Origin of the sequence: Mesorhizobium sp. M0030, assembly GCF_040323695.1 — a bacterium.
Taxonomy (GTDB): Bacteria; Pseudomonadota; Alphaproteobacteria; order Rhizobiales; family Rhizobiaceae; genus Mesorhizobium.
In genome coordinates, this window is record NZ_JAMYVE010000002.1 from 453,662 (window position 1) to 474,957 (window position 21,296).

Below are 21,296 nucleotides of genomic sequence, written 5' to 3' on the forward strand. Positions count from 1 at the left end.
AAGAGCATCCGCGATGCTGGAGCGATATCAACGCCTTGGTCCGCCGCCCGACGAGGCGCTGGCGAGGCTGATGAAGATGCGCGAAGGCCTGGGCATCACGCGGATCGCCGACATCACCGGGCTCGACCAGCTCGGCATCCCGGTCGTGCAGGTGACAAGACCTTTCTCGCTCTCCAACGCGGTCGCGCAAGGCAAGGGCGCCACCCTGGTGCAAGCCGGGATATCGGCCATGCTGGAATCGGCCGAGAGCTTCTTTGCAGAGCAGGTGGCGAATTTCGAACCAGTCGTCGGCTGCGCCGATCAATTGGGCATCCCGCCAGATCGTTTCGAAAGGTATCTCCAAGGGGGCACCGCGCCGGGATGGCGCGGCAGGGAGACCGCGTGGGTAGCCGCAGACAATCTTCTTACCGGCAGCCGCGACCTGGTCCCGTTCGAGCTCGTGCACACCGCCTATGTGTTGCCGTCGCTGCCCCATGACGGCATTTTCGCGGCATCGACGAGCGGTTTGGCAGCAGGCTTCGCGGAGCCGGATGCCATCGTTCATGGCATGCTTGAATGCATCGAACGCGACGCGATCGCCACGGCATACCGGACCCACGGGTTTTTCCACCGTCAACGCATCGATCCCGAGACGATCGATGATCCGTCGCTCCGCGATCTCCTGGAAACTTTGGCGGCCAAGAACGTGCTGGTTGGCCTTTGGCAAGCTTTGTCGCCGTTGGGCATACCGGTGGTGTGGTGCCATCTGCTGGAAGACGAACCGACAGAAACGGTCCTTTTGGATCATCCGGCTGATGGCTCGGCTGCCGGTTTCAGTCCCGCCGGCGCGGCGGTGCACGCCATCTACGAAGCGGCCCAGGCCCGTCTGGCGGCGATCTCGGGCGCGCGCGATGACCTGACGCGCGCGTCCTATCCGAAATACCCCGATCGGCAGGTGATTGCAGCGCATCGCCGGCTCCTCCGCGACGGCCCGCGCAGCGTGGATTTCGGCGCGTTCGCCGAGCAGAAGTTCAACACGGCGTCGGACGGGCTGTCGGTCCTCTTGGCAATTCTCGAAGAGAGAGGGTTCGATGCGGTTCACCTAATCCGGGTGGGAACGAAACCGTTCGACGCCCTGTCGGTTGTCAGGATTGTCATCCCTGCCTTGCAGCCGCTCTTGCAGGGGTAGGAATTATGCGCCCGAAACTCGTCTTCACTGGCCCTACCGTGTCCCATTCCGACGCGTTGAAGGTCGTCGATGCGGTATGCCTTCCCCCGGCCGTGCAAGGCTCGATCGTTTCGGCCGTGCAGCATTTCGACCCGAGTGCGATCCTTCTCATAGATGGCGGTTTTCAGACCGAGCCGGCGGTTCGGCACAAGGAAATCCTGTGGGCCCTCAGCCGCGGCATTCATGTCGTCGGCGCGGCCAGCATGGGTGCCCTTCGAGCAGCCGAGCTGTTCCCCCATATGCAAGGCGTCGGGCTTATCTACCGATGGTATCGCCGCTGCGCCTTTGCACCCGACGACGCAGTAGCGGTATTGCATGGACCGGCCGAGGTGAATTTCGCTCAATTGACGCATGCGCTGATTGACCTGCGCCGGACCCTTCGTGCTGCTTGCCGGCGCGGCGTGATTTCACCCGAACAGCAGGCGAGGCTCGAGGGTGCGGCACAGGCCGTCAATTTTCGCGATCGCACCCTGGCACGGATGGTCCGGGATGCGCACGACGGCAAGGACGACGTCGAGAAATTGTGCAGGGAGCTCGGCGCCGCTTTCGTCCAGCAAAAAAAGCAAGATGCCCTGCGGGCACTCGAACTTTTGCGAGAGCAAGCATTTGAAAAAGCATACCCCGTGCCGGAATTACAGCTAACCACGGCCTTCTCCAAGGATATGGATGATGCGGGGCTGGCGCTATAGGCCCTGACCTCTTGGCGGCCGACGATTTACGTAACGTAAGCACCGTGATAGCGTGGCATCGTCAGAGGGGGCCAAGCAATTGGACGCGGTCGATCGTGCCGTTGCGCAAGGTGTGCTGGGTACGCGGTTCCTGGTCTACCCGCAGGTCCCTCACCTTTCGGGTTACGGAACACCCGAAACAGTATGGATTTCTACTCCACCCGATCTGATCCGCTCCGGCCCGGAAGATCACCGCATCTACGTTCGCGATCCGCTCCTCGACAAGGAGCCTTACGACTACCCTTATCTGCCACCGTTTGTCGGCGAAACCTTTCCACCTGCACAGGCTGGCTTTGACGGCCATTTCGATCAGCTTTCCTTGACCTCGCGGCAGTTCCTTTCTGCGCACGCTTTCGCCTCGGTCAGCCGCGTGCTGGACATCTGGGAAAGCTACCTCGGCAAACCGATTGTCTGGTATTTCGCCGAGACGTTCGAGCGGCTCGAAATCATCCCCTTCGTCGACTGGGAGAATGCGCAATCGGGCTATGGCTATCTGGAACTCGGCCGAGAGCGCGGCATCGACGGAGGCAACTATCCCTATGCGCTCAACTTCGATGTGATCGCACATGAGGTCGGCCACGCAATCTTGTTTTCGCTGTTCGGGACACCAACTGGCGGCCTGACTCAAGGCGATTTCGGACCGTTCCACGAAGCCAGCTCGGATCTGGTCTCGCTCTTGTCCTTCCTGAATTTCGACAGCGGCATGGACCGGCTGCTGCGGCACTGCAATGGCAACCTGCTTGTTCTCAATGAGTTGAACCGGATTGCCGAGCTGACTGGCGATCGGCAGATCCGCCTCGCCAGCAACGCACGCCGCATGTCGGAGGTGACGGCGGAAATCCATGACAGGTCACGGCCATTCACGGGGGCTGTGTTCGACACGATCGTCCACGTCTACCACGCGGCACTGGTGCACGAGGGGTTGGCCGACGAGCGGCTGCTGGGGATCGATATCAAGGATGTCGACCAATCCGACATGCAGCGCATTTCGGATTTCACGTCCCGCGCCTTCCGCGCTCGGCCCTTCATGTTCAAGAGCATGCTGATCAGAGCAAGGGACGAGGTGGCTCTCGCACTTGCTCAGGCATGGCCACGCCTCGATGCGGACGACCTGTCGTTCGAAAAGGCCGCGGCGTTGGTGGTGGACTCCAGCGATCGCGTCGCGCCGATGCTCGCGGAAAAATTCGATGAGAATTTCAGCTGGCGGGAGATCTTGTGAACTGAAGGATGCAGCAAAAAGGAGCGAGGAAAATGAGCGACGACTATCACCGACCGACACTAACCTTTCCGTCAGGCGCTTACAACGCAACACAGGTTAGGCTCTATGGCTTGGGGGCGGAAATTGGACTCAGCGTGCCCGGTGCGCCAGCACCCTTTGGTGACACCGGCATGTATGTCGAAACCGCGCCTGGGGAACCTATCACCGACGAGCAACATGTCAACGCACTTGAAGTATTGAAGAAGTATGACAGCAACAAAGGCCGCCAAGATATAATAAATGGAAATATCCCATTTCCAAAAATACCAATCAGAGTCTCCTACCATTTCAAGATCGACCTGAAGAATTTTGGCGCTGCGGTCCTTTCAACGGTAGGCAGTACCTTCATGCTCGGATCATCTCCAGAACAGAAAACATCGTGCGGGATAATTGTCGGTTATGCCTATGAGGGACATACCTACGATTTGCCAAAGCCCAAGATAATGATCATCCCGGCGTTTCCGGAACCCAAGATTCCGGCGGACGATTCGGAATTTGACGCCAAGGAACCTGAAGGCTACGCGGTTTGGCTCGTCGATAAGCTCAACGAATGCGTGGAGTTGGAGATGAACCAGGGCTTTGTCGAACAGATCGTCCTCGAGGCGAACCTTCCAGGCAAGCGTTCACCGACGATGTACGCATCCAAGATGACGATGGGACACCGTGGCGGAAAGCTGAGCGACTAGTCTCTCATGTTCCCTGTCAAGGTTGAAGGCAAGAAGGCTCGCCTGCTTGGCAGGTTTGCCATGCAGTCGGATCGGCTGAAGCTGCACAGGGCTGGGGGGTGGAGCTCAGAGACGACGGTTGATCAGACTCTCATTCCGCGGGTTGGGTACGGCCTTCCGTGTCTTGGTCTCGGGGCTGTCCTCGGTCTAGAGGGCGGGCGTGGGGCGCATCGGCTCGGCGACATAACTGGCGACGGGAGTTCCGCACGATGGCCATGTTGTGCGCCCTGGTTGTCACCGCCGGCCGAGATCCATTGAATCCTGTCGACACGAACGCGAAAGGCTTCATCACATCGATATCCGAGAGGCCCTCGGCATCCTCGCCGTGTCCGGCAAACGGGATTTAGCTGTCGCGCCAGTCAACGAGTGTGTCCGCTTTCCGAATGCTACCACCCGAAACCGGACAGGCAGGAAGCGGCCCAAATGCGACATTCAATTTTCGTCGTGCCCCTGCCAGGGATTTGGCGTGCCCCAGCCGCTTACGTTGCGTCTAGTCCCGCCATGTAAGCCTTCGCGCCACGAGGGACCGCACGCCACTGACGGACAACTATGATGTGGACCACCAGTTTGGCGCACCCAATCGGCCACGCCAGCCCGCAGCCTCATTCACGGCGTGGTCGTGAACCCGCACTGCTTCTGTTCCATCTCGATCTGCTTGGTGATGCGGATGGCGTTCTGGGCGTAGGCTTCCGTCACCGAGCCGCTGTTGACGGTCTTGTCCTTCAGCGGACTGACGGCGGCGCAGAGGTGGAAGACATGCTCGGTGTCGGACTTGGCGGCGCCGTTTTCCGGCGCGATCCAGTAGACGATATCCTGGCCATTGGGGTGCGCCGCGTCCTTCGTCGCCGCGGCCACCGTGGTGGAGTCGGTGGCGATCGCCTGCGCCTGGGCGGCGACCTCGGGCGAGCAGGCTGTGGTCGGCTGCCCCGCCTTGATCTGTTCCGCGCAGGTGTTCATGTCCTGCGTGTACTGCTCGACCGACGGCGGCTGGTAGCTGACCCCGATCAGCGTCGCCAGCACGGCGAGCACGGCGCCGATGCCGCCGGCCACCTTCTTGCTCTTCGGGTCCATGTTCTTGTCGTTGAGGATCAAGAGAACCAGCGGCAGGAAGGCAATCAGCGTGATGATCGCGCCGAGCTGGTTCTGGACGAAGAACCGGAACGTGTCGGATTCGCGGGCCGGGTCCTTCCGGTTGGCCGCCTTCCAGAGCAGGCTCCCGGCGATGGCGAAGATCGCGATCCCGACCAGGATGCCGATCAGCAGCGGCAGGTTGCCCTGGTCGAATTTGTGCTTGTAGAGCAGTACGATCCCGGCGATCTCACCGCCAATGGCGATGACCCACGACAGCACGGCGAACAGGCGCAGCCGCGTGGCCCCGGACTTCTGGCCCTGCGTTGCTTGCCAGTCCTTGGTTACGTCTACGGTCGGCTTGTTGTCGGTCATGACCAGATCCCCCGGTATCGACACTTTTGCGGGGCGTCAAAGGCGCCCGGCGCAGCGTCATTGATCGAACGTCGCCTGCCTCGGCGCGAAAGCGCCACGGCAGACCCCATCCTTATTGCGCATGATGGGATTCGTCCATAGCCGAGGCGGGCGGACGCCGATGCCGGCGATGGCGCGGAGGAGGGCAGGGCAATCGCATATGGCGGCGCCAGCCCCACTCCGTCCGCCGCGGCCACCTCCCCCATGTCCATGGGGAGAGGAAACCCAGGCCCATCAAGGCCGCGACCTCGGTAATTGGCATTTCCTCTCCCTCCGCGGAGCGGGGCAATCGAATATGACAGGTTTGCGCTCTACGAATACCCCCACCCTTAATCCCTCCCCACAAGGGGGAGGGAGACTTGGTAGGCGCTGATCGCCGCAAATCGCCTGGGTTCCGCGCCAGAAAGGGTGGCTTGCGGCAGCGTTCCCTCCCCCTTGTGGGGAGGGTTAGGGTGGGGGTCCTCTTCGCAAGAACTCATATGTGATCGCCTTGCGCCGAGGAAGGGAAGGTGGGTCGCCGAACCCGAGGGAGCGCCATATGCGATCGCCCTGCCATAGGTCGGATCACGCCACCGCGGGAGCGCAACTAATTTGTATACAAATGTTTCTGGGCGGCATCGGTTTGTGAAGCGCTTCACCGTTGCCGCGCGATCGATCGGTTACAGAGGCGGCGCAAGAGCGGGCCTGAGGCAGCGCTCTGCTGCTGCATGGAGGTAACCGATGTTTCAAAGTCTCAGCAGAATTCGCGCTGCCCTGGCGCGCGCCAGCAAGCACAGGAAGACCGTGCGCGCACTGAATGCGCTGCCGACGGAAATCCAGAAGGACATTGGCTGGACGGAGTCGAGGTCGATCGATGAGATAAGGCTGCCGTTCTAGGGCCGCATCCAGCGTTGCTAATATATCGCTCGCCATCGATTGTTCGGAAGCGTACAGTATAGCATCGTCAGCCACATCAATGGGCGCTGACGCTTGGGAGCGACCATCGCACTCCTGCCCCGACAGGAGGCATTGGAGCCATGGCGGAGCAACCGAGACAGTCCGGTCTGAGCGCCGAGGCGCTCGCGGCTTTGGCGCGGGAAACCGGGGCCTCCGAGCAGCAGATACAAGAGATCGCATCGCTGATCGGCAACGATCGCTCGTCCATCGTGCGCGAAGCGCGCATGGTTGCGGCTGACCGCCCGAAGCGCTGATCCAGGAAAAAGCTGCTGGATTGGTCCATGGGGCGTCGCCCCTGATTTGTCGGTTTTGTACGAAGTACAATGGCTGAATCCGAGTCAGCTATCGTCCAATGACCGTTTGCATTTGGGCAGGGCGCCGACGGCTGGGAGATTACATGTGCTCTTGCCCTTGGGGAGAGAGCGATGGACCAGTCGGTCAGCAAGGAGAAAAGCGGCCTCTTGCGCCGCATGAACCCGGCCGACTTCGCACTGCTTGCGCCGCATTTGCACCATCGTGTGCTCGATCTCAAAGCCCCGCTCGAAATGGCGGGCGAGCCGGTCGCCTCGGTCTGCTTCCTGGAAAGCGGCCTGGCCTCGGTGGTGGCGAGGAACCGGCCGGGCCTCGACACCGAGGTCGGCATCATCGGCCACGAAGGCATGTCGGGCTCCGCTTTGGTGATGGGCGCCGACTGGGCGCCCCATGACTGCTACATGCAGATGCCGGGCGAGGCGGTGTGCATCGGTTCCGAGCCGTTCAAGGCAGCGCTGCAGAAAAGCCCGACGCTTCGCGCCTTCCTGCTGCGCTATGCCCATTATCTGCACGGCCAGACCAAATCCACGGCGCTGAGCAATGCCCGCGCCAAGCTCGAGGATCGGCTGGCCCGATGGCTCCTGATGTGTGACGACAGGGTGGTCGGCCACCAGATCCAGATCACGCATGAGTTCCTGTCCGTCATGCTCGGCGTCAGGCGTCCGGGCGTCACCATCGGCCTGCAGATCCTGGAAGGGCGCGGCCTGATCCGGTCGCGGCGCGGCGAGATCGTCATTCGCGACCGGGATGGCCTGATCGCCGTCGCCGATGGTTTCTACGGCCAGGCCGAGGCCGAATACGAACGGCTGCTGGGCTGAGCCTGGCACGGGCTGGAAATGGCCGACGCGAATGCCGGTGAAAGCATGTTGCCAGAGCCGCGCCGGCCATTTGCGGCCATCTGGGGAGAGGCCGCCCGGCAAATCTAGCATCGGCGCAAAAGCGGGCAACGAACCGCAATCGCTTGGTGAAAACCGTACAATCGAATTGTGTTGAACCTTGGTTCGGCAAGAGTATGAATCCGCTGTCGTCGACCATTGTATGGGGCGCTGGCGCCTGAGACTTCGACAGGCTCGCGCGCCCGATGTGAACGGGGAAAACCGAAATGGCAGAACTGCTTTTCGATGTATCCGCCTTCGATTGCGCCATCCTGCGCGCCGCCTTCATCAAATCGGTGATGGAAGACAATGTCCCGGAAAAGCGGTGGCGCGCGCTCGCCGCCTCCCTGGTTCGCGACCTGACCGACCACGAAGACGTCGAGCCGGATCTGCTCGGCTGGATCACGCGCAAGTAGCAATATTCTGACGGTCCGGCGGCTACCCCAGCCACCACCACAGCGCCGCGACCGCCGCAAGCACCGCCGCCACCGACAGCCCCAGCATGATGTAGCTGCCCTTGATGATGTCGCGGATGATCTTCTTCACGCTTTCGCGGTCGTTGAGGTTGGGGAAAGGCTCGTTGGGCAGGGCCACGCCGAGGAAGCCGCAGAGCGGCGCCCAGCCATCGCTGACCTTGAACACCAGAAGCTTCTCCGGCGGCACGGCCGCTATCACCTCCTCGGTATAGGCGTTGTAGCGCGCCACCGCCTTGGCGCGGTCGTCCATCACGCCGGCAAGCGTGCGGCCCCAGATCAGCCTGTGCGACATGTCGCCGAATTTGCGGCCGAACGGCGTCAGCCATTCCAGCACCTTGAACTGCCACAATGTCTCGGTGAAGTGGATGGTGTCGATGGTGCTGTCGTACCAGGCCTCGGCGCCGCGCGGATGCAGGGTGAGCAGCACCTTGGCGTCGGGATAGGCGGCCATCAATTCGCGCCACACGCAGCATCCCGGATTGTCGACCGTCGCCTTGTAATTGGCAAAGACTCTGGTCCAGTCGTGCTGGCTGCCGGGCGGGCTGTTGGCCACCTTGCGCCAGAAGTCGAGATGGCCCTTGTTGGCCTTGTTGAGGATGACTTCCTGCATGTGATAGCTGGGAAGGCCCAGCCTGTTCAGCGCGGCAAAGGTCGACCATGTGCCGGTGCGGCCGAATCCGGCCCCGATGAGCTCAAGCGTCATTTTACCCCCCTTGTTGAGACCGCTTTTCTTTTTATGCCGGTCCGCTCGGAATGAGGTTGCATCCGCGCCCCTCGGCGCGCAACAATTTTCCCTGTCCAGGGCAGAAATGTGTTTGCTTTTTCGTCTGGGCCACGCGGAATGAGGGTTTGGCTATTCCAGCGGGTGAGGGAGCCTGATAATAGGTCAGTCAGATTGACCTAAATCGCATGGCCAGAACGGTCATGCTGGACCAGATGCCGTATCCCGGGAGGTGGGCTCGTGAGTTTGATGGACCTGTTGGCGTCGCGCGCCTCGCGCATGAAGGCGTCGGAAATCCGCGAGCTGCTCAAACTGCTCGACCAGCCCGACATCATCTCCTTTGCCGGCGGCATCCCCGATCCGGCCTTGTTTCCGGCCCAGGCGATCGCCGATGCCTATGCCTCGGTGCTGGGCGGTGCGGAGGCGAGCGCAGCACTTCAGTATCAGGTCTCCGAAGGCTATCTGCCGCTCAGAAAATGGCTGGCCGGCCAGATGGGCAAGCTCGGCATTGCCTGCGACGAGCACAACATCTTCATCACCTCCGGCTCGCAGCAGGCGCTGGATTATCTCGGCAAGCTTTTCCTGTCGCCCGGCGACACAGCACTGGTAACATGGCCGACCTATCTCGGCGCGCTGCAGGCCTTCAACGCCTACGAACCGCGCTACGACCGGCTGACGCCGGACGGCGGCAACATGACGCCTGCCGCCTACCAGGCCGCTGCTGCCGCTGCAGGCGGCAAGGTGAAATTCGCCTATCTCGTGCCCGATTTCGACAACCCGACCGGCGAGACGCTGAATCGCCAGCAGCGCGAGGCGGTGCTTGACCTCGCCGACGAGCTCGACATTGCTATCATCGAGGACGCCGCCTATCGCGCGCTGCGCTATGACGGCGAGGGCCAGCCGCCGATCCTGGCGCTCGACTGCGAACGCTCCGGCGGCATCGAAAACGCCCGCACGCTCTATTGCGGCTCGTTCTCGAAAATCCTGTCACCGGGCATGCGCGTCGGCTGGGTCTGCGCGCCGCGCCGCGTCGTCGAGCGGCTGGTGCTGATGAAGCAGGCGTCGGACCTGCACAGCCCGTCGATCAACCAGCTGGTCATGCACCGCGTCTCCGAGGCCGTGTATGACGGCCAGGTGGAAAAGCTGATCGGCGCCTATCGCCAGCGCCGCGACGGCTTGCTTGCGGCACTCGAAGCGGAAATGCCGGATGGCGTCAGCTGGAGCCGACCGGAAGGCGGCATGTTCGTTTGGCTGACGCTGCCCGAAGGTGCGGACGCCACGGCACTGCTCGCCCGCTCGGTCAAGGAAGCCCGCGTCGCCTTCGTGCCGGGCAACGCATTCTACGCCGACGGTTCGGGCCGCAACACGATGCGGATGAGCTTTACGCTCGCAGATGAACGCGCCGTGGGTGAAGGCGTGCCGAGGCTGGCGAAATTGATGGGCTAATCTCCCCCCTCGAGGGGGAGATGTCGCCGAAGGCGACAGAGGGGGTCGCCGCGCGTGGAGCGCTAACCTTCATCAGTCGCAGGAGGTCGCGCCCAGTCGAGCCGACCCCCTCTGGCCTGCCGGCCATCTCCCCCTCAAGGGGGGAGATTAGCTCACTCCGCCACCACCAATTTATCCTGCGTCTTCGTCTCGAAATCGCTGGCGTCGTGGCGCTCGTGCAGTTGCATGGCGGGGTCGCCGAAGGCGCGGTTGACCATGCGGCCGCGTTGCACGGTCGGGCGGGCGTCGATCGCCCTGGCCCAGCGTTGTACGTGCTCGTAGTCCTGCACCGACAGGAACTCGGCGGAATCATTGTACATGCGGCCGAGCGCCAGGCCGCCATACCAGGGCCATACCGCCATGTCGGCGATCGAATAGAAGGCGCCGCCGAGGTATTCGGTCTCCGCCAGCCGCCGGTCGAGCACGTCGAACTGGCGCTTGGTCTCCATGGCGAAGCGGTCGATGGCGTATTCGATTTTTTCGGGCGCATAGGCGTAGAAATGGCCGAAGCCGCCGCCGAGATAGGGCGCCGAACCCATCTGCCAGAACAGCCAGGACAAGGTTTCCGCGCGCGCCGGCTGTTCGGTCGGCAGGAACTCGCCGAACTTTTCCGCGAGATAAAGCAGGATCGAGCCGGACTCGAAGACGCGGACAGGCGTCTTGCCGCTGCGGTCGAGCAGCGCCGGGATCTTGGAGTTGGGGTTGACCTCGACAAAGCCCGAGCCGAACTGGTCGCCATCGTTGATGCGGATCAGCCAGGCGTCGTATTCGGCGCCCTTGTGGCCGAGCGCCAGAAGCTCCTCCAGCATGACAGTCACTTTGACCCCATTCGGCGTCGCCAGCGAATAGAGCTGCAGCGGATGCTTGCCGACCGGCAGCACCTTGTCATGCGTCGGACCGGCAATAGGCCGGTTGATGCTGGCGAACGTACCGCCATTGGCTTTCTTCCAGCTCCAGACTTTCGGCGGGGTGTATTCGGTCATGCGGGAAATTCCTTGGTTTGGCGGGCGAAACGACTTGCGCGACGGCGCGAGACTGATGGCGGAAAAGTCGGCGGAACCTAGATACGGGAACACATAGGTGCAATTCAGAAAGGTTCAACTTGTGTTGAACTATTATCGATGTCGGCGCCGCCCCTCATCGCCCTGCCGGGCACTTCTCCCCGTATAGTGACGGGGAGAAGGACGCTGTCGCCTACTGATTTCCCCAATTGCCAGCGTTGCCAAGAGCGCCGATGTTGCGGCCATCTCCCTTCTCCCCGTCACTATACGGGGAGAAGGTGCCGGCAGGCGGATGAGGGGCAGCGCCAGCCTCTGAAATGATTGCCTTGTTGCCTAAGCCCTTGCGCCCTGTGCAGCGCGGCATACCTATAGAGGATACTGCCCACGCATATCTGCCAGGATGACCGCATGCCGATCGATCCCGTTTCCCCGCTCTTGCGCTCCGTCGTTGGCGTGCGCGCCATGGTTCCCGACGATGCCTTCACGGCCAATGCCCTGGGCACGCGCCGGGAAGGCAGCGGCGTCGTCATCCGCGGCGACGGGCTGGTGCTCACCATCGGCTATCTCATCACCGAGGCCGAGGAGGTCTGGCTGACCGACCAGGACGGCCGCGTCGTGCCGGCGCATGCGCTGGCCTATGACCAGGAGACAGGCTTCGGCCTGGTGCAGGCGCTGGCGCCGCTCGGCCTGCCGGCGGTGGCGCTGGGTGACGCCTCGAAGGCGAAGATCGGCGACCCCGTGGTGTTTGCCGACGGCACCGGCCGCTCGGTCAAGGCACACATCGTCACCAAGCAGGAATTCGCCGGCTATTGGGAATATCTGCTCGACGAGGCGATCTTCATTGCCCCGGCGCACCCGTCCTGGGGCGGCGCGGCGCTCATCGGCCAGGATGGCAGCCTGCTCGGCATCGGTTCGCTGCTTTTGCAGATGAGCCGCAACGGCGAGGTCGCCGACATCAACATGGTCGTGCCGATCAACCTTCTGACCCCGATCCTCGACGATCTCCTGACGCGCGGCCAGGTGGCGAAGCCGCCGCGCCCATGGCTCGGCGCCTTCTCGGCCGAGTCGAACGGTGCGGTCGTGGTGATGAGCGTCGCCGAAGGCGGCCCCGCCGCCAAGGCCGGCCTGCGCCAGGGCGACATCATCTCCGACGTGCGCGATGGCGAGGTCGACGGTCTCGCCGATTTCTACCGCAAGCTATGGCAGAATCCGGCGGGTTCGGAGATTCCTCTCAGGGTCGTGCGTGACGGTCGTGAGACTTGGCTGCGAGTGAAATCCGCCGACCGAAACAGCTTTTTGAAGAAACCGCATCTGCAGTGAAGCCAATCTCCCCCCAAGTGGGGGAGATGCCCGGCAGGGCAGAGGGGGGCGCGAAGGATCGCGACCTCTCAATCTATATTTTCTGACAAGAATCGCGGGATAAACGTGGCTGACACTGGCCGGTGCGTTGGCGGGACAGCGGCCCCCCTGCCGGCCATCTCCCCCACGAGGGGGGAGATTGGCTGCCCCCTCAATCCCCGCATACCCTAAAAGGCGTCCCCGTGTCCCACTCCGCGAAGGGCACGACCTGGCCTTCGACAGACACGATACTGTTCACCTTGCTGTCATCATCCTGCGTCTGCATACTTTTGCCCTTGCCGGTCAGCACGTCGTAGTCGCAGCTGCTGTAGACGACAACGGACTGGTATTTGTAATGGTCATAGGCAACGCCGGCGACGACGAAGGCCTCGTTGCGCCAGGCGATGGTCAGCGTCATGTCGGTCCGCTCGCCGGGGCCGATCAGCCCCGGCAGATAGATCTTGATCGAGCCGTTGGGCAGCAAGGTCAACTCCGGTTCGATGCCGGAGCCCTCATAATGCGGCTGGTCGTAGTCGTTCCATTCGCCGTAGACCTGCTCATGCACGACGCCGGCGGGTTTCAGAAAATTGTACTTTTTGTCCCTCAGGAAGAAATGCATGTCCATGGTATCGTCTTCGGGCTCGGTCTCGACGATCATCGCCAGATCGGCGGCGCCGTCCCCATTGAAGTCGCCGGTCAGCGCGGTGATGATCTTCTGGGTTTCGATGGGTTCGGCGAGCGCCGAGGCCGGCAGCAGAAGGATGAGGCCGAGTAACATCGATCGCATGGCATTTTCCCCCGAATTGCAGTCTGCCTTGCCCGGCTCGACCAGCCGGGAAACTGCCATGAGCGCCGGCTTGGGCGCAAGCCGGCTCGCAATAGGCTAGGGGGTATCGACGCCGCTGACGGAAACTGGCATCGACAGCCGATACAGCCGGCCCGGCAACAACGAGGTGATGATGGCGCCGTTCAAGGTCGATCCCGACAAGGTTCATGAATTCCCCGATCCCGACAGTTTTTACGCCTGGCTGCGCGAAAATCATGCCGGCGAGAGCGAGGTCTGGATCAAGGTCCACAAGGTCGGCTCGGGCCTCGCCTCGATCACGCCGAAGCAGGCCATCGACGTGGCGCTGTGCTTCGGCTGGATCGACGCCATACGCAAGCCGCTCGACGACAAGAGCTTTCTGCAGCGCTACACGCCGCGCGGCAAGAAGAGCATCTGGAGCAAGATCAACATCGACAATGTCGCCCGCCTGGTCGAGGAGGGCCGCATGACCGAACACGGGCTGAAACAGGTCGAGGCGGCCAAGGCCGACGGCCGCTGGGACCGCGCCTATGCCTCAGGCAAGGACATGAAGATCCCTGACGATCTGCAGGCCGCCATCGACGCCGAGCCGAAGGCGAAGGAGATGCTGGCAAAGCTTTCCGCCCAGAACCGGTTCGCGCTGGCGTTTCGAACGCACAACATGAAGACGGAGGCGGGGCGCAGGAAGAAGATCGAGGCTTTTGTCGAGATGCTGAAGCGCGGCGAGCCGATCTATCCGCAGAAGCGGTGAGGCGACGGCAAGCGGCTGCCATGGCGCGCGCAGCTAAAAACCCGCGTGTGAGGTTCTGGCCTCCCTTTCTCGGACATAACCTATTGTTTTTACGGTATTTTCCACTCGGCGTGTGGGTGATAGATGCGATAGTGGAAAAAACATAGCAACTTATTGTTAATTAAGAGTTTTCCACTATGTTAACTTGATCCTGGCTTAAGAGTGGAAAACGATGCTGAGAGAGTTGACCGGCGAGCAGCGGCGCCAACTCATAGATACGCAACAGGTCTACGAGGCCTGGCAGCGTGCTGATGACCAGCGCCAAAGGCGCTTTGCAGGCAGCATGCGCTGGGTTGAGCGCAGCGGTGCTGAATACCTGCTGCGGAAGGTCCGGCAGGTCGAGAATTCACTCGGGCCGAAAAGCAGCCAGACGGAGAAGGCGTTCGCTGCGTTTTCCGAGGGCAGGGTGCAGAACAAGGATCTGCTGGCAGGTCTGGCCGATCGCCTGAACGCCCTGGCGAAAGTCAATGTGGCAATGGGGTTGGGCAGGGTACCGGCCATCGCCGCACGGATATTGCGGCGGTGCGCCGAAACAGACCCGCTGGGCAAGCAGTTGCTGGTCGTCGGCACGAATGCGCTGTTCGCTTACGAGGCTCTGGCGGGCGTCCAGATCACCAGCGGTCTCACGGCAACCGGCGACATCGACCTGCTCTTCGATTCCCGACGCCGCATCAGCTTCGTGACCGGCGAGAGGGTAAGCCAGTCCGGCCTGATAGGCGTGTTGCGTAAAGTGGACAGGTCCTTCAAGCCGCTCCAGCCCCGGGCCTTCAGGGCAGCGAACCGTGATGGCTATCTGGTCGACCTGATCCGTCCGCGGGCAAGACATGTCCTCAAGGACAACGCCACTACCTCGATTACACAGCTTGCCGACGACCTCGACAGCGCACCCATGGAGGGGCTGCAATGGCTCATCAACGCCCCGAAGGTGGAGGCTGTGGCGATCGATGAGCGTGGCTATCCCGTAAGCATACCGACGGTCGACCCTCGAATGTTCGCTCTGCACAAGGCTTGGCTGGCCACGCGGCCTGATCGGTCTGCGGTCAAGGCAATGAGAGATCGTGAACAGGCGGAAGCGGCTGCACGCATTGCCACGGGCTATCTTGCGCTTCCGCTGGACAGCGAGCATCTCAAAGGGCTTCCGGGGGCACTGCTGGACGCTGCGGCCGCAACGCTCTCTCTGCCTGGCCCGAGCGGCTTTTCCGAAGACTCTCCAATTGAGCCCGACTGGTAGCGGCCGCGCTAGCACGCCATGCTACGAAAATAGCATTCTCGCCTCGCGAAATGTGATGCTACGGTTCCCGGCGCACCCAGGGCGGAGGGGTTGCCAAGAGGAGAAGTGGCGGGCGCTGGCCCGGATTTCAGCGAGAACCGGACGGAGTTGTTGAACCATTGCAAGGCCGCCGCGTTTTCCAGCGTCGGCCACAAGGGAGGAACCACCTGTGAAAGCATCCTATCTCGTCTCAGCCGTGCTGCTTGCGGCGACTGCGATGCCGGCGGCGGCCGGCGAAATTTCCGACGGCAAGGTCAAGATCGGCATCCTCAACGACCAGTCGGGCGTCTATGCCGATTTCGGCGGCAAATGGTCGGTCGAGGCCGCCAAGATGGCGGTCGAGGATTTTGGCGGCAAGGTGCAGGGCGCGCCGATCGAGATCGTCAACGCCGATCACCAGAACAAGCCCGACATTGCCTCCAACATTGCGCGCCAGTGGTACGACACCGAACAGGTCGACGCGATCATGGAACTGACGACATCCTCGGTGGCGCTCGCCGTCCAGGGGTTGTCCAAGGAAAAGAAGAAGATCGACATCGTTACCGGAGCGGCATCGGCCGACCTGACCGGCAAGCAATGCTCGCCCTATGGTTTCCACTGGGCTTACGATACCCACTCGCAGGCGGTCGGCACCGGCGGCGCGCTTGTGCAGCAGGGCGGCGACAGCTGGTATTTCATCACCGTCGACTATGCCTTCGGCTATTCGCTGAAGGAGCAGACCTCAAAGGTTGTTGAGGCAAGCGGCGGCAAAGTGCTGGGCGAGGTGCGTTACCCCTTGGGATCGACGGATTATTCCTCCTTCCTGCTGCAGGCGCAGTCCTCCGGCGCCAAGGTTATCGGCCTTGCCAATGCCGGCCTCGACACCTCCAATACCATCAAGCAGGCGGCCGAGTTCGGCATCGTCGCCGGCGGCCAGCGGCTGGCAGCACTTCTGTTCACGCTTGCCGAGGTGCACGGCCTCGGCCTGCAGGCGGCGCAGGGCGTGGTGCTCACCGAAGGGTTTTACTGGGACCGCGACGACAAGAGCCGCGACTTCGCCGGGCGCTTCTTCAAGCGCACCAACCGCATGCCCAACATGATCCAGGCCGGCACCTATTCGGCGGTGCTGCAATATCTCAAGGCCATCGACAAGGCCGGCACCGACGAAACCGAGGCGGTCGCCAAGCAACTCCATGAAATGCCCGTCGACGACATCATCAACGCCAACGGCAAGGTACAGGCCGACGGCTCGATGGTGCACGACATGTATCTCTATCAGGTCAAAAAGCCCGAGGAGTCGAAGAAGGACTGGGACTACTACACCTACCTTGCGACCATTCCGGGCGACAAGGCCTTCATCAAGGCTGAAGACAGCGGCTGCCCGCTCGTCACCAAGTGACGCTGGCGCAAGCCGTGGCCGTCCAGCCGGACGGTGCCGAAATCAAGCCGCGGGTGGTGCTCTCCGCCCGCGGCCTGCGGCGCGATTTTGCCGGTTTCGTCGCCGTCAACAATGTCGACCTCGACGTCCATCACGGCCAGATCCATGCACTGATCGGGCCGAACGGCGCCGGCAAGACGACGATCTTCAACCTCTTGACCAAGTTCCTGCAGCCGAGCAGCGGCAGGATCGAACTGTTGGGCAACGACATCACCCGCACCGCGCCGGCCAGGGTGGCGCGCATGGGTCTCGTCCGCTCGTTCCAGATATCGGCGATCTTTCCGCATCTGAGCGTGCTCGACAATGTCCGCGTCGCCTTGCAGCGGCCGAGCGGGCTCGGCTTCCAGTTCTGGCGCTCGCTGGCCGCGCTTGACCAACTGACTCCACGGGCGCGCGAACTGCTTGCCGTCGTCGGTCTCGACGATGTCGCGCATCGTCCGGCCGGCGATCTCTCCTATGGCCGAAAGCGCGTGCTCGAGATCGCCACCACGCTGGCGCTCGACCCGAAAGTGCTGCTGCTCGACGAGCCGATGGCCGGCATGGGGCACGAGGATGTCGGCGTCATTTCCGGCATCATCCGCTCGCTGGCAACGGACCGCGCCGTGCTGATGGTCGAGCACAATCTCACCGTCGTCGCCGACCTTTGCGACTGGATCACCGTCATGCAGCGCGGCCAGGTGCTCGCCGCCGGCGACTACGCAACGGTGAGCAACGATGAGCGCGTCAGGGTCGCCTACATGGGGACTGAGCAGGGGGACCGAGCATGAGTGAGCCGCTGCTTGCCGTGCGCGATCTCCATGCCTGGTATGGCGAGGGCCATGCGCTGCATGGCGTCAACCTCGACGTTTTTCGCGGTGAGACCGTGACGCTGCTCGGCCGCAACGGTGTCGGCAAGACCACAACGCTGCGCGCCATCATGGGGCTGGTCCGCAAGCGCAGCGGCAGCGTCGCCTTCGACGGCAGCGACCTGATGCGCCTGCCGCTGCATCGTGTTGCCCATCGCGGCATCGGCTTCGTGCCGGAGGAACGCGGCATCTTCGCCACGCTCACCGTCGACGAAAACCTGATCCTGCCGCCGGTGGTGGCCAAGGGCGGCATGAGCGTCGAGGAAATCTTCGATCTCTTTCCCAACCTCAAGGAGCGCCGCAACAGCCCCGGCACCAAACTCTCCGGCGGCGAACAGCAGATGCTGGCCATCGCCCGCATCCTGCGGACGGGCGTGCAGATGCTGCTGCTCGACGAGCCGACCGAGGGCCTGGCGCCGGTCATCGTCCAGCGCATCGGCGAACTGCTGGCGACCTTGAAAAAGCGCGGCATGACCATCCTGCTCGTCGAGCAGAATTTCCGCTTCGCTGCCCGCATCGCCGACCGCTTCTACCTGATGGAGCATGGCAAGGTGGTGGAGGGTTTTGCCGTAAGCGAGCTTTCCGCTCACACGCAACAGCTGCACGAGGTGCTGGGGGTATGATGACGACAGCCCACGGCAGTACCCCCACCCCGCTGCTGCGCAGCGACCCTCCCCACAAGGGGGAGGGTGGAGGGCCACCGCCCTACCTCTCCCTTGTGGGGAGGTCGGACCGAAGGTCCGGGTGGGGGTACGTGCCGCACAGACGCATCCCGCTTGCAACACCCTCGGTGACGCCATGACCATGATCTTCGGCATCCCCGTCCAGGCCTTACTCGGCCAGATGCTGGTCGGGCTGATCAACGGCTCCTTCTACGCCATGCTGAGCCTCGGCCTGGCCGTCATCTTCGGCCTGCTGCGGATCATCAATTTCGCCCATGGCGCACTCTATATGCTCGGCGCCTTCATCGGTTACCTGCTGCTCGTCCATCTCGGCATCGGCTACTGGCCGGCGCTGCTCCTGGTTCCGCTCATCGTTGGCGTCTTCGGCATGGCGGTCGAGCGCGTGGCGCTGTCGCGGCTCTACCGCCTGGATCCGCTCTACGGGCTGCTGTTCACCTTCGGACTGGCGCTGGTCATCGAAGGCGTGTTCCGTTTCTACTACGGCGTGTCGGGCAACCCTTATGCCGTTCCGGCGCAGCTTGCCGGCGGCACCAATCTCGGCTTCATGTTCCTGCCCAACTATCGCGGCTGGGTGGTGGTGGCCTCGCTCATTATCTGCATCGGCACCTGGCTCCTGATCGAAAAGACCAGGCTCGGCTCCTATCTGCGCGCCGCGACCGAAAATCCCGAGCTGGTGCAGGCCTTCGGCGTCAACGTGCCGCTGCTGCTGACGCTCACCTATGGGCTCGGCGCGGCGCTCGCCGGCCTTGCCGGTATTCTCGCCGCGCCCGTCTACCAGGTCAGTCCGCTGATGGGCTCCGATATCATCATCGTCGTCTTTGCCGTCGTCGTGGTCGGCGGCATGGGCTCGATCCTCGGCGCCATCGTCACCGGCTATATGCTCGGCCTCGCCGAGGGCCTGACCAAGGTGTTCTATCCCGAGGCGTCGAACCTCGTCGTCTTCGTCATCATGGCGGTCGTGCTGCTCCTGCGCCCCGCCGGCCTGTTCGGAAGGGACGCCTGAGATGAGCGAGGCAACCCTTCACCAACAGCGCACCGCCGCCTCCGTGCGGCTGGAGCGGGTATTGCTGGCATTGGCCATACTGGCGCTGATAGCCGCGCCCTTCTTCGTCTATCCGATCTTCCTGATGAAGATGCTGTGCTTCGCGCTGTTTGCCTGCGCCTTCAACCTGCTGCTCGGCTACACCGGGCTGTTGTCGTTCGGCCACGCCACCTTCTACGGCGCCGCCGCCTATTTCTGCGCCTACGCCGTCAAGGCATGGGGCTGGCCGCCCGAGGCCGGCATCCTGCTCGGCACCGCCGGAGCGGCCGTGCTCGGCCTGGTCATGGGCTTCCTCGCCATCCGCCGGCAAGGCATCTATTTCTCGATGATCACGCTGGCGCTGGCGCAGATGTTTTATTTCTTCTGCGTCCAGGCGCCGTTCACCGAAGGCGAGGACGGCATACAGGGCGTGCCGCGCGGGCATCTGTTCGGCATCGTCGATCTCAACGTCACGCTCAACATGTATTTCGTCGTGCTTGCCGTCTTCCTCATCGGCGTCTTCGCCGTCTGGCGCATCGTCAACTCGCCCTTCGGCATGATCCTGCGTTCGATCCGCGAGAACGAGAACCGCGCCATCTCGCTGGGCTATTCGGTCGGCCGCTACAAGCTCGCCGCCTTCGTCATGTCGGCAGCCCTTGCTGGGCTTGCCGGCGCCACCAAGGCGATCGTCTTCCAGTTCGCGACGCTGACCGATGTCACCTGGCAGATGTCGGGCGAGGTGATCCTGATGACACTGCTCGGCGGCATCGGCACCATGGTCGGTCCTGTAGTCGGCGCCGGCCTGGTAGTCGGGCTGGAAAACACCCTCGCCACCTCCGGCTTCCCGGTGACCATCGCCACCGGCCTGATCTTCATGATCTGCGTGCTGGTCTTTCGCCGCGGCATCGTCGGCGAGATTTACGCGTGCTGGCTGGCGCCGGCCAACGGCGAGGAGGCCCGCGATCAATAGGTGATGGTCACCACCACCGTGTCGGTGTAGACGCCGGCCGAGGGCGTCGTCTGCGGCGGCACGCGGCCATAGACGGTGAGCGCCTGGGCCGTACCGGTTCCGGTGCCGGCCACCGTGCTTCCCGGCGTTCCGGCATCACCCCAGGGCTGCGCGCGCGCAATGTCCTTGTAGAGGCCGTAGGTGACCCGCTCGGCCCCCTTCGACATCTTGCGGTTGGTCGGCGTGCCGCCTGTCGTGCCGCCATCCAGGGAAACCGTATAGGCGGTCGACGGCGTGCAGGTCACCGAGACCTGGCCGGTGGCATCGGCATTAGCGGTGAGCACGCCCTTTGAGCCAAAATCGATGTTCTGGGTGGTGACCAGGCAGTTTGCCTGGACCGTGGCGTTGATGGTGAAGGTCGGATCGGGCGCCGTCAGACCGAAGCCGGTGTTGCAGCTGTTGCCGAGCAGGTCGTTCTGGTAGCGAAACTCGACGTGGATGCCCGAAAATATCGACTGATAGGTGCCCGGCGGAACCGCTGACTGGCCGCCGGTCACCCGAGCGTAGATCGTGGCGCTGCCGGATGCATTGCCGATGAGAATGGGCACCAGCACCTGCGGCGGCGGGCGCGATGCATAGGCCCAGGCATAGGAACCCCACACGACGCTCATTCCGGGGTCCGAATAGAGCTGGTAGTTAAGGCTGTTGGCGCCGCTCGCCATCTGCCTGGCTGCCGCCGAGGTAGCACCCCCACTGCCGGCGCCGATATGCGGACAGAACAGGATGCGCACCACGCCGCCGGTGCAATTCATGTTGAGTGTCGCCGTCGCGGTGGCTGCGGTGGCCGACAGCGTGTCGATGAGACCGAAATTCATGTCGGTGACGGTACCGGTGCAGCTCTGCGCCCGGGCCAGCGACGGCAGCAGTACGAGGATTATAACGACTGCAGCGCGCATCATTTGGCCTGGGATT

At 62.8% G+C, this 21,296-nt stretch carries 22 protein-coding genes; 17 read left to right on the top strand and 5 right to left on the bottom strand.

Annotated features, from left to right (window positions below; genetic code table 11):
- The first annotated feature begins 13 nt into the window (after positions 1-13).
- From NKJ80_RS06130 to NKJ80_RS06145, 4 genes are all read left to right on the top strand, one after another.
- Positions 14-1,168 carry a YcaO-like family protein gene (locus tag NKJ80_RS06130; protein WP_023689834.1) on the top strand — a complete coding sequence of 385 codons (1,155 nt, stop codon included), beginning with the start codon at positions 14-16 and terminating at the stop codon, positions 1,166-1,168.
- 5 nt (positions 1,169-1,173) lie between these two features.
- A complete protein-coding gene (locus NKJ80_RS06135) occupies positions 1,174-1,896 on the top strand; it encodes a TfuA-like protein (protein WP_031244619.1) in 723 nt (240 codons plus the stop codon).
- A gap of 79 nt (positions 1,897-1,975) precedes the next feature.
- Positions 1,976-3,154: a gluzincin family metallopeptidase gene (locus NKJ80_RS06140; protein WP_023689836.1), complete on the top strand. Its 1,179-nt coding sequence runs from the start codon at positions 1,976-1,978 to the stop codon at positions 3,152-3,154.
- Positions 3,155-3,186: 32 nt separating this feature from the next.
- The gene (locus NKJ80_RS06145; protein ID WP_155922509.1) at positions 3,187-3,879 is read left to right on the top strand and encodes a hypothetical protein; all 693 of its coding nucleotides are present in this window, start codon (positions 3,187-3,189) and stop codon (positions 3,877-3,879) included.
- Between the two features lie 645 nt (positions 3,880-4,524).
- Here NKJ80_RS06145 and NKJ80_RS06150 read toward each other — a convergent pair.
- Positions 4,525-5,361 carry an SLC5/6 family protein gene (locus NKJ80_RS06150; RefSeq protein WP_352497250.1) on the bottom strand — a complete coding sequence of 279 codons (837 nt, stop codon included), beginning with the start codon at positions 5,359-5,361 and terminating at the stop codon, positions 4,525-4,527.
- 759 nt (positions 5,362-6,120) lie between these two features.
- On the opposite strand from NKJ80_RS06150, the gene NKJ80_RS06155 reads away from it, so the two are divergent.
- From NKJ80_RS06155 to NKJ80_RS06170, 4 genes are all read left to right on the top strand, one after another.
- A complete protein-coding gene (locus NKJ80_RS06155) occupies positions 6,121-6,276 on the top strand; it encodes a DUF1127 domain-containing protein (protein WP_352497251.1) in 156 nt (51 codons plus the stop codon).
- Positions 6,277-6,416: 140 nt separating this feature from the next.
- Positions 6,417-6,590, top strand: coding sequence for a hypothetical protein (locus NKJ80_RS06160; RefSeq protein WP_023689840.1), 174 nt, complete (start codon positions 6,417-6,419; stop codon positions 6,588-6,590).
- A gap of 171 nt (positions 6,591-6,761) precedes the next feature.
- On the top strand, positions 6,762-7,466 hold the full coding sequence (locus NKJ80_RS06165) for a Crp/Fnr family transcriptional regulator (protein ID WP_023749898.1): 705 nt from the start codon (positions 6,762-6,764) through the stop codon (positions 7,464-7,466).
- A 284-nt stretch (positions 7,467-7,750) separates the two neighbouring features.
- Positions 7,751-7,939 carry a hypothetical protein gene (locus NKJ80_RS06170; RefSeq protein ID WP_023671412.1) on the top strand — a complete coding sequence of 63 codons (189 nt, stop codon included), beginning with the start codon at positions 7,751-7,753 and terminating at the stop codon, positions 7,937-7,939.
- A 22-nt stretch (positions 7,940-7,961) separates the two neighbouring features.
- Here NKJ80_RS06170 and NKJ80_RS06175 read toward each other — a convergent pair whose 3' ends face one another.
- Positions 7,962-8,702 (bottom strand): sulfotransferase family protein, encoded by a 741-nt coding sequence (locus NKJ80_RS06175; protein ID WP_023697773.1) that lies wholly within the window; start codon positions 8,700-8,702, stop codon positions 7,962-7,964.
- A gap of 267 nt (positions 8,703-8,969) precedes the next feature.
- Here NKJ80_RS06175 and NKJ80_RS06180 point away from each other — a divergent pair, with 267 nt between their 5' ends.
- Positions 8,970-10,166, top strand: a complete 1,197-nt coding sequence (locus NKJ80_RS06180; protein ID WP_023697772.1) for an aminotransferase-like domain-containing protein — start codon at positions 8,970-8,972, stop codon at positions 10,164-10,166.
- Between the two features lie 152 nt (positions 10,167-10,318).
- On the opposite strand, the gene yghU is transcribed toward NKJ80_RS06180, so the two are convergent.
- A complete protein-coding gene (gene yghU, locus NKJ80_RS06185; protein ID WP_023689843.1) occupies positions 10,319-11,188 on the bottom strand; it encodes a glutathione-dependent disulfide-bond oxidoreductase in 870 nt (289 codons plus the stop codon).
- 426 nt (positions 11,189-11,614) lie between these two features.
- Between yghU and NKJ80_RS06190 the strand changes: the two genes are divergently transcribed.
- Entirely contained in the window at positions 11,615-12,526 is a 912-nt protein-coding gene (locus NKJ80_RS06190; protein ID WP_023671416.1) for a S1C family serine protease, read from the top strand.
- 190 nt (positions 12,527-12,716) lie between these two features.
- Here the strand turns inward: NKJ80_RS06190 and NKJ80_RS06195 are convergent, their stop codons facing one another.
- Positions 12,717-13,331: a hypothetical protein gene (locus NKJ80_RS06195; protein ID WP_023715162.1), complete on the bottom strand. Its 615-nt coding sequence runs from the start codon at positions 13,329-13,331 to the stop codon at positions 12,717-12,719.
- A 172-nt stretch (positions 13,332-13,503) separates the two neighbouring features.
- On the opposite strand from NKJ80_RS06195, the gene NKJ80_RS06200 reads away from it, so the two are divergent.
- The 7 genes from NKJ80_RS06200 to NKJ80_RS06230 all read left to right on the top strand — a co-directional run bounded on the left by NKJ80_RS06200 (position 13,504) and on the right by NKJ80_RS06230 (position 20,345).
- Complete coding sequence (locus tag NKJ80_RS06200; RefSeq protein WP_023743926.1) at positions 13,504-14,100, top strand: YdeI/OmpD-associated family protein; 597 nt, start codon at positions 13,504-13,506, stop codon at positions 14,098-14,100.
- A gap of 211 nt (positions 14,101-14,311) precedes the next feature.
- Positions 14,312-15,370 (top strand): GSU2403 family nucleotidyltransferase fold protein, encoded by a 1,059-nt coding sequence (locus tag NKJ80_RS06205; RefSeq protein WP_352497252.1) that lies wholly within the window; start codon positions 14,312-14,314, stop codon positions 15,368-15,370.
- A gap of 208 nt (positions 15,371-15,578) precedes the next feature.
- Complete coding sequence (locus NKJ80_RS06210; RefSeq protein ID WP_023824475.1) at positions 15,579-16,787, top strand: ABC transporter substrate-binding protein; 1,209 nt, start codon at positions 15,579-15,581, stop codon at positions 16,785-16,787.
- A gap of 14 nt (positions 16,788-16,801) precedes the next feature.
- Positions 16,802-17,593, top strand: coding sequence for an ABC transporter ATP-binding protein (locus NKJ80_RS06215; RefSeq protein ID WP_352460554.1), 792 nt, complete (start codon positions 16,802-16,804; stop codon positions 17,591-17,593).
- Positions 17,590-18,294, top strand: coding sequence for an ABC transporter ATP-binding protein (locus tag NKJ80_RS06220; protein ID WP_352497253.1), 705 nt, complete (start codon positions 17,590-17,592; stop codon positions 18,292-18,294). The genes NKJ80_RS06215 and NKJ80_RS06220 overlap by 4 nt, the downstream gene beginning before the upstream one ends.
- 175 nt (positions 18,295-18,469) lie before the next feature.
- Positions 18,470-19,357, top strand: a complete 888-nt coding sequence (locus NKJ80_RS06225) for a branched-chain amino acid ABC transporter permease (RefSeq protein ID WP_023671423.1) — start codon at positions 18,470-18,472, stop codon at positions 19,355-19,357.
- A 1-nt stretch (position 19,358) separates the two neighbouring features.
- Positions 19,359-20,345, top strand: a complete 987-nt coding sequence (locus NKJ80_RS06230; protein WP_352497254.1) for a branched-chain amino acid ABC transporter permease — start codon at positions 19,359-19,361, stop codon at positions 20,343-20,345.
- On the opposite strand, the gene NKJ80_RS06235 is transcribed toward NKJ80_RS06230, so the two are convergent.
- On the bottom strand, positions 20,339-21,283 hold the full coding sequence (locus NKJ80_RS06235; protein WP_023707121.1) for a Csu type fimbrial protein: 945 nt from the start codon (positions 21,281-21,283) through the stop codon (positions 20,339-20,341). The genes NKJ80_RS06230 and NKJ80_RS06235 overlap by 7 nt on opposite strands.
- Between the last annotated feature and the right edge of the window lie 13 nt (positions 21,284-21,296).